This is a genomic window from Glutamicibacter sp. AOP12-B1-11 (assembly GCF_052379245.1).
Lineage (GTDB): Bacteria > Actinomycetota > Actinomycetes > Actinomycetales > Micrococcaceae > Glutamicibacter.
Genome location: NZ_JBQSYL010000038.1, coordinates 23952 through 29951, shown reverse-complemented (window position 1 = coordinate 29951; position 6000 = coordinate 23952). Strand labels below are relative to the sequence as shown.

Annotated in this window: 7 protein-coding genes; 6 read left to right on the top strand and 1 reads right to left on the bottom strand. The window is 62.1% G+C overall.

All coding sequences use genetic code 11. The features are described 5' to 3' along the window. Positions 1 to 181: 181 nt before the first annotated feature. From ACT3UQ_RS17795 to ACT3UQ_RS17770, 6 genes are all read left to right on the top strand, one after another. Complete coding sequence (locus ACT3UQ_RS17795; RefSeq protein ID WP_105552594.1) at positions 182 to 607, top strand: YciI family protein; 426 nt, start codon at positions 182 to 184, stop codon at positions 605 to 607. Between the two features lies 1 nt (position 608). Next, the gene (locus ACT3UQ_RS17790; protein WP_444637641.1) at positions 609 to 1898 is read left to right on the top strand and encodes an RNA polymerase sigma factor; all 1290 of its coding nucleotides are present in this window, start codon (positions 609 to 611) and stop codon (positions 1896 to 1898) included. A 76-nt stretch (positions 1899 to 1974) separates the two neighbouring features. Beyond that, on the top strand, positions 1975 to 2361 hold the full coding sequence (locus ACT3UQ_RS17785; protein WP_146112422.1) for a VOC family protein: 387 nt from the start codon (positions 1975 to 1977) through the stop codon (positions 2359 to 2361). 44 nt (positions 2362 to 2405) lie between these two features. Then, positions 2406 to 2789 carry a VOC family protein gene (locus ACT3UQ_RS17780; RefSeq protein ID WP_105552597.1) on the top strand — a complete coding sequence of 128 codons (384 nt, stop codon included), beginning with the start codon at positions 2406 to 2408 and terminating at the stop codon, positions 2787 to 2789. A 462-nt stretch (positions 2790 to 3251) separates the two neighbouring features. After that, positions 3252 to 3422: an SDR family oxidoreductase gene (locus ACT3UQ_RS17775; protein ID WP_219843908.1), complete on the top strand. Its 171-nt coding sequence runs from the start codon at positions 3252 to 3254 to the stop codon at positions 3420 to 3422. Positions 3423 to 3501: 79 nt separating this feature from the next. After that, entirely contained in the window at positions 3502 to 4518 is a 1017-nt protein-coding gene (locus tag ACT3UQ_RS17770) for an Ldh family oxidoreductase (protein WP_105552598.1), read from the top strand. 140 nt (positions 4519 to 4658) lie between these two features. Here the strand turns inward: ACT3UQ_RS17770 and ACT3UQ_RS17765 are convergent, their stop codons facing one another. Continuing rightward, positions 4659 to 5891 (bottom strand): glutaminase, encoded by a 1233-nt coding sequence (locus ACT3UQ_RS17765; protein WP_444637640.1) that lies wholly within the window; start codon positions 5889 to 5891, stop codon positions 4659 to 4661. Between the last annotated feature and the right edge of the window lie 109 nt (positions 5892 to 6000).

The window sequence follows — 6000 nt, the reverse complement described above, 5'->3', positions numbered from 1 at the left end:
CCGCCTCGGACAGGCCTTCGGCCAAGTCAACGGCCGGCAAGAGAAGCAGCCTGCGCCATGTTATGCAGCGCCCAAAAAACTTTTAAAGTTTTTTGAAAGTTCTGTCGATCCTGGCTCTTCCGGTTCGACGTCTTCTATGAGAGGGTCAAAAAAGCTGGCCCCGGATTCAAGGAGGAACACCATGAAATTCATGCTGATTATGCGTGCAACCGATGAGGGCGTGAAGGCCTACCAGGAAATTCCCTTCGAGCAGATCATCGAAGATATGGGCAAGTACAACGAGTCCATGATGAAGGCTGGGGTGATGCTTGCCGGCGAGGGACTGTCCGATGCCGCGGAAGGTTCTGTTGTCGACTTCTCTTCCGAGGAACCATTGGTCACAGACGGTCCCTACGGCGAGACCAAGGAACTGTTCAACGGTTTCTGGATCATTGAAGTCTCCTCCAAGGAAGAGGCCATTCAGTGGGCCAAGCGCGCTCCACTCGGAACCGGCGCACTTTTGGAAGTCCGGCGTGTCCACGGACCCGAGGACTTTCCAGCCGACAACGAGTGGATTCAAAAAGAAGAAGGCTGGCGCGAGGAACAGGCTCAGCGCGGCCAAGCCTAAGATGAACAATTCGCACGAGGAAGCGACGGCGCGCTCAACCGAATCTCACGGGGTCGAGCGCACCGTGGCCGCGATCTGGCGGATCGAATCCGCGCGGATCATCGCCACCCTGACCCGGCTCACCGGCGATTTTGGCTTGGCAGAGGATCTGGCGCAGGAAGCGGTCATCGATGCGCTGCGCCAATGGCCCGAGCAGGGCGTACCGCGCAATCCGGCGTCCTGGTTGACCGCCGTGGCCAAGCGCAAGGCCATCGATGGGTTTCGCCGCCGCGAGCGGCTGGATCAGCGGCTCGCCGTGATGGGCCAAGAATTGGAACGTGAACAAGAATCCGCGGTGGACGAGCTGCCATGGGACCCGGATGAGATTGATGATGACGTGCTGCGCCTGGTGTTCATCTCCTGCCATCCGGTGCTGGCCCGCGAGGCGCGGGTTGCGCTGACGCTGCGCGTAGTCGGCGGATTATCGAGTGAAGAAATCGGGCGGGCGTTCCTGCTGCCGGTGGCGACGGTGCAGCAGCGGATAGTACGTGCGAAGAAGACCCTGGCGGCGGCTCAAGTCCCGTTTGAGGTCCCCAGCCACGGCGAGCTGCCCGAACGTCTCGGTTCCGTACTGGGTGTGTTGTATCTGATCTTCAACGAAGGGCACACCGCCAGCAGCGGAACCGACTGGATGCGTCCAGAACTCGGCCAGGAAGCAGCCCGACTGGCCCGCGGACTGGCCGCCCTAATGCCCAAAGAACCGGAAGTCCATGGGCTGCTCGCGCTCATGGAACTGACCGCGGCGCGATTCCCGGCGCGAGTGGATGCCAAAGGCGAACCGGTGCTGCTTGCCGATCAGGATCGCCAACGCTGGGACCAGGGAAAGATCAGCAGGGGACGCCAAGCGCTGGAACGCGCGGACGCCCTTGGACGGGGCCGCGGAGCGTACTGTCTGCAGGCAGCAATCGCCCGCTGCCATGCTCTCGCGCCACACATCGAGGAGACCGACTGGGACCAGATAGTGGTTTTGTATGAGGCGCTGGGACGGCTGGCGCCCTCGCCGGTGGTTGAGCTGAACCGGGCGGCGGCTGTGGCGATGGCCACCGGACCGGAATCCGCGCTGCGGATTATCGATGGGATCCGGGCAACCGGTGCGCTGCGCGGATACCACCTGCTGCCTGCCACCCGAGCGGAGCTGTTGCTGCGCCTGGGGCGGGAGGAAGAGGCCCGGCTGGAGTTCGCGCTTGCCGCCTCGCTGGCCGGAAACGAACGCGAGCGTGCACTCCTGCAGGCGAAGGCTGCCGGAAGTTGAACTTATTCGGTTATTCGGGGTTTTCGGTCGCTTTGAACCGTGGACCGGTCGCTCGGCGGGCGTTACGCTGAAGCCCATGACAGCGCTCATTTCCCATACGACTTTTGACAGCATCGATGCCTTCACCCAATCGGTATTCTGGGGCCAAGTTCTCGGTTTTCAGGAAGACCCGGATGACCCGAACCTTGCCGGCGAGGAGGAATGCATGATCTTCTCCGCTGACGGTACGCAGCGCTTGCTGTTCATCGAGGTACCCAATGCCAAACAGCTCAAAAACCGTGTGCATCTTGATCTGAAACCAGCGAATGGCACCCTCGACGAGGAACTAGCGCGATTGCTGGCCCTAGGGGCGCGGGAAGTCGATGATCTGCGTAATCCGGACGGAACCGGATGGGTGGTTCTTGCCGATCCGGAAGGCAACGAATTCTGCATCCTGCGAAGCGACGCCGAACGCAGAATTTAAGAGCACCGTGAGAACTTGCCGGTCGAGAGGTCCAATGTAGGGCCATGACACAACAAAGCAAAGTCACCCTCGGAGCAATCAACCTAGAGGCAGAGAATCCCCAAGCCCTGGCGAATTTCTGGGCCGGCGTGACCGGAAGCGAAATTTCCGGTGGCGGAGACAGCTTTTATTTGCCGCCCAATGGAGCCGGCGGGTTTGGCATGTTCTTCCAGCCGAGTATGCGGCCGCGTCCCGAATCTCAGGTTGCACACTGGGACCTGACGGTCCCCTGGGGTTCACGCGCCGAGGAAGTTCAGCGAGTAATTGCCCTGGGGGCGACGCACAAGTGGGATGTGCTCGAAGAAGTGGCGCACGTTCAGTGGAGTACTCTCGCTGACCCGGAAGGCAATCTTTTCTGCATCGCCGAACATCCACCGGTCAATAGGTAGCCGGTAGCCGGTGTCCTCATAACAGGGAAGTACCCTCGGGTGGATCTATTCGCCCAGGTGCTTTCCGACATTGTATTTTCGAGATTCCGTTCTTCGGCACCGGGCGCCGAGCAGCGTCGCGTTGCTGGTAGTTTGCGGGCTGTTCTTCACCATTTGGCCGCGCGGGTTGAACATCCGCGGCAAGCGCAAGCAACCGCACGCTCTGGGCGGCATTCTGGATGTTCGTCGCCGGGTACTTCGCTATATCTACGAAGATGGGCCCAGTGCCTGCTGAGGGTGGATTTCCGGCAGGCCCATGTACTACCTGCGCAACGGCATGGCCTACCTGGGCCATCACGCGGGGCACCATCGCCGGGAATTTCCTGACTGAGAACGGCTGTCTAGGGGTGCTCACCGTGCACCCCACGGACGGCCCGGCCGCGATCGTTGAAATTGTAAGTACGGACTTCAACACGAAGGGCGTTGCCGGCTGCGCATCTGGACCCGGAAGATCCGTCCATTGCGGCCCTGCCGCTGGGGGAGATCACCCGGGCCGCAGAGGTCGCCGAGCTGGCCGCATTCTTGGCCAGCGGACGGTCCCGACACGTCACCGGAGCGACAATCGATATTACCGGCGCCGACTACGTACGCTAGAAGGACCAGTCAAGCGAGCCTATCCGTGTCCAAGCGTCCAACTACGGCGCACGGTTGCCCCAACGTTCCTAAGGAATTCATGTCTAACCAGCTCACCGCGGTGACTAGCTCACCGGTCCAGTTGCACCGCTTCATTGCCGACTGCATGCAGGCAGTCGGCGCATCCGCTGCGGATGCGGGGTACATGGCCGGGCAGCTGATTTCCTCCGAATTGGCGGGGCACGCCTCGCACGGACTGCGCCGCCTTCCAGAATATGTGGATCGGGCGGTCGCCGGCCACGCCAAGCCCGGCGCCCAGGCGACCGTGGACCTGGACAGCGGTGCCTTGGTGCGGCTGGACGCCCACGAAACCTATGGGCACTTTGCGCTGCGCGATGCGACCGCGCTCGCCGTAGAGCGATCCAAGAAGTACGGAATTTCGGCGGTAGCGGTGCACAGCAGCGAATATGCCGGGCGGCTGGCGCCCTTCTGCGAACAGGCCGCCGATGCCGGTGTGGTGACGCTGATCTTCGGCAACAACAATGGTGCCGGACAGATTGTGGTGCCGCCCGGTGGAACCCAAGCACGGCTCTCAACCAACCCGTTGGCAGCCGGGGTACCTCGCGCCGAGGCACCCCACCTGGTTATCGACTTCGCGACCAGCGCGGTGGCCAGCGGGCGTCTGGCCGAGGAACGGGATCGCGGCAACACGCTGTCCAAGGAATGGGTGGGCGCCGACGGGCTGCTGAAGCCTTTCGGCGGTTTCAAAGGCTTCGGTTTGGGGTTGCTAGTCGAGGCGCTCGGCGGAGCGCTTTCGGGTTCGCAGACGGTGTCCGAGCGGAAAACCGCAGACCACCAGGGAACGCTGATCATCGCCATCGACGTGGCTCAGCTGCGTGACCTGGAGGAGTACACGGCACAGATTGAAGAGTTCATCAATTACGTCAAGGGCAGCGAGCTGCAGGACGCGGCCGAACCCATCCGGGTGCCCGGGGAACGCGCGCCGGTTCCAGCGCAGATCGAAGCGGCCACGGCCATTACCTTGAACGTGAAGACCTGGGAGAACATGCAACGCGTGGCCGCAGCGCTTGAAGTTCAGATGCCAACGGAGATTTGAGAGCAGCCAACGGACACCGCGGAACTCTATCCCGGCTGGCCGCGACACGATCGATTAACGGTCATGAGACCGCCTCGTTAGCGTCGCTGAACCATTGAGTCCGGTTGAAGCCCGGAGGGCCGGAGCCTGCCAAGAGGATTCTAGGATCTCTCCGGGTACGTGCCGTCTCCCAGATCGGGATTCGCCAAGGACTGCAGCGGGTCATTGATGAAGATCCGTCGCCCGTCCATGCGCAGCCTGCGCAATCCTTCAAGGGTCATGCGGCGCGCGACGTCCGTGAAGGAATGCACGCGGGACATGTCAACGTGGACTTCGCTGAGCGAGGTGGAATCGGCCATGAGGTCTAAGAGCTCCGCGGCCGCAGTGAATTGCACGTTCCCCTGCAAGGTGAATACCTCGCGGCTGCTCTCTCGTTGCACTCCGACGACCTCCAGCCGGCCGTGGCTTGGCGCAAAAAGATGCAGCCCCATGTCCGCGGACAAGCGCTCAAAGGCACGCCGGGCGCGCTGGCTGTTGCCGTGCTCGTCCAGCCGCGGCGAAAAGCCGCCGATCCCCACCTGGTCGGGAAGCACCCCCACCAGGCCGCCGGCCACTCCGCTCTTCGCGGGAATGCCGACCCTGGTGAGCCAGTCTCCGGCACCGTCATACATTCCGGCGGTAGCCATCACCGCCATGACCTGGCGGGCTACATCCGTGTCGATGACGCGCTCGTGGGTGCGCGGTTGTACCCCGCCGTTGGCGAGGGTGGCCGCCATCATCGACAGGTCGGCCACGGTCACCAGAATTGAGCATTGGCGCGTGTAGCCGGCGACTACCTCATGCGGGTCGCTGGTGAGGATTCCGTAGCTGCGCAGCATATGCGCGGTGGCAAGGTTTCGATCCGCCGTAACGAGCTCGGAGGCGCAGACGCTTTCGTCGATGCGTAGTTCCCGGCCGGCAAGCTGCGAGAACATGCTCAGCGTGCGCGCCACACGTGCTTCGGGGTCCGCGCGCTCGCCGACGAGCAAGCCGTGCGTGGCGATGGCGCCTGCATTGATCATCGGATTCTTCGGGCGGTGCGTGTCGCCTTCGAGGGACAGCTCGTTGAAGGCTTCGCCCGAAGGCTCAACGCCAATGGACTCCAGCACTCGGTCTATTCCGCGGTCCATGATCGCCGCGGCGTAGGCGAAGGGCTTGGAGATGGACTGGATGGAGAATTCTGTGTCAACGTCACCGGCCGAATAGGTGCTTCCCGTGCCGGTGGTGACCGCCAAAGCAAACAGATCGGGGTTGGCTTCTGCTAGTTCCGGGATATAGCTTGCCGTCGCGCCTGTGGTGTCTTCGCGGAGCGTGCTGAGAACTTCGTTGAGGTAGTCAGGGATGGGAGTTTTCATGGCTTGGATCCTCATCGGCAGAATTGAACTAGCGGCGATTGGCTCAACATGGTGCGTTTAGAAACGGGTAAACTATTCCTGCGTTTCCAACCTAGCGCTTTAACCAAGG